The organism is Pseudaeromonas pectinilytica (genome assembly GCF_054780855.1).
The window spans coordinates 1-1864 of the sequence record NZ_BAAGVN010000232.1 but is presented as its reverse complement, the minus strand read 5'-3'; the positions used below and the strand labels follow the sequence as shown (position 1 = coordinate 1864).

The following is a 1864-nucleotide window of genomic DNA, read 5'->3' as shown; positions in this document are numbered from 1 at the left end:
GATGGCTCATGATGTCCCTCTGGGATGCGCTCCGGATGAACATGATGATCTCATATCAGGAACTTGTTCGCACCTTCCCTAAAGCACATTTACTTATTAAGAAAGAGCCATTCTTAAAAATGTTGGGCGAGAATGAATTAGATATAGTGTGGACGCTCCTAGGTGAAAAAGGTGTTATTGGTGGATCTTTAGGCTCAAACCACCACTATGGACGTAGAGAATTCAGTGGAACATTTTATTTTGACAATGACAAGCTGAGTGGAACAACCAGGATATATTCAGCTCAATAGTGTTTTTGCAAATAATGGTAGCGTAAATAGAAGCCTGTTTACTGTGTAAATTCACATTTCACGACACCTGAATCAACCGGTGTCGTGTTTACCTTACCCTCGAGCGCACTCCCTCCGGTATCAATTTCAACTCCTTCTTGAACATGCTGTAGGGGGCTGGTGGTTCTCAGGTTATACCTGTAATTTTTCCGGATTTCCACGCTCGATGGTTGGTTAGCGTGTCTTGCTGCCACCTAGCTAAGGGGCTACTTCATCATCTTGATCTGATAACGAGTATTTCTGCCGCCTCCTGGTAATTTCTCAAGGCAGCCCTTCTCCAACAAGTCGGCCAGATGGCGTGTGGCCGTGGCTTTACTGACCTTGGCTACCTTCTGATATTGGCTGGCGCTGATGCCTTGCAAAAAGCCGTTCTCACCGCCGTCTAACAGCCGGTTCAGCACCTTAATTTGTTCAGTACTCAGCGGCTCGCTGCCGTGGTGTTGCCAGAACCGGCTCTTGGCCAAGGTGCGGGTGATCGCCTGCTGGGCTTGCTCTAGCGTGGTGTTGAGCGTATCCAGAAACCAGACCAGCCAGGCGGTGATATCCAGGCCGCCTTTCTGAGTCTGTTCCAGAACTCGGTAGTAATCGGTGCGTTGTTCGAGGATCGCCACCGACATGGCATACAGGCGGATACTCTGGCTATCAGCCTGGGAGAGTGCCAGATCGGTAAGGGCGCGGGTGATGCGACCATTGCCATCATCAAACGGGTGTAAGGTGACAAACCAGAGATGGCAGATGGCGGCACGCAGCAGTGGATCTTGGCTTGTGTCGTTCAGGCTGGTATTGAACCAGTCGATAAAGGCGGCCAGTGCCGATTCGAGTCCCTGGCGTGGTGGGGCCTCGAAATGCACGGTCGGGCGATCCAGTCGTCCGGATACCACCTGCATCGGCTCTTCACCGCGCAGTTGGCCTACGTGGACACGCTGCAGTGTCCAATCCTCGGCGGGAAACAACCAGTGATGCCACTGCAGCAAGCGCTCCAGCGTCAGCGGCTGATGTCGATTGTCGATGGCATCGAGCATCATGGCGGCCAGCCCTTCGGAACGATCCGAGATGGGGTAGGGTTGTTCTTCGGATACGCCAAGCCGGCGGGCCAGAGATGAGCGCACCGATTGGGCATTGAGCCGTTCATCTTCAATGGCCGAGGAGGCGAGGATATTCGCCAGCAGGGTATCGAGCGCCTGTGCTTGCGTCGAGCCTTGGGCGGAATGGGTGCCAAGCAGCAGGCCGAGATTGCGTTGCGCTGCTCGTAGCCGTGACTGTAGCGGTTCATCCTGCCAGCAAAAGTGCGGCCAGCCTTGCTGTTGCCAGATCCAGTTAGCGGTCATCTGCCTGCCCATTCCTTTTCGGTTACACGATCACGCCAGATGAGCCGAATCAAACGCATATTCGGCTCATGCAATGAGCCGATAGTAACGGTGATTCGGCTCACGACACAACTGGCATAGCGGAATTCATGTACAGGATCTTTAGCTACAACCAATTGAAATAGATAGAAAAAAGGCTTCGTTTGTGATCTGATTTAATCGCAAAAA

The 1864-nt window shown here is 52.6% G+C and carries 2 protein-coding genes; one reads left to right on the top strand and one right to left on the bottom strand.

Going from position 1 to position 1864, the window contains the following annotated elements:
- Positions 1–290, top strand: a 290-nt coding sequence (locus ACYVG7_RS10450) for a hypothetical protein (protein WP_460883057.1), incomplete at its 5' end; no start/stop codon positions are given.
- A 245-nt stretch (positions 291–535) separates the two neighbouring features.
- On the opposite strand, the gene ACYVG7_RS10445 is transcribed toward ACYVG7_RS10450, so the two are convergent.
- A complete protein-coding gene (locus ACYVG7_RS10445; protein WP_460883056.1) occupies positions 536–1657 on the bottom strand; it encodes a Fic family protein in 1122 nt (373 codons plus the stop codon).
- Positions 1658–1864: the final 207 nt, after the last annotated feature.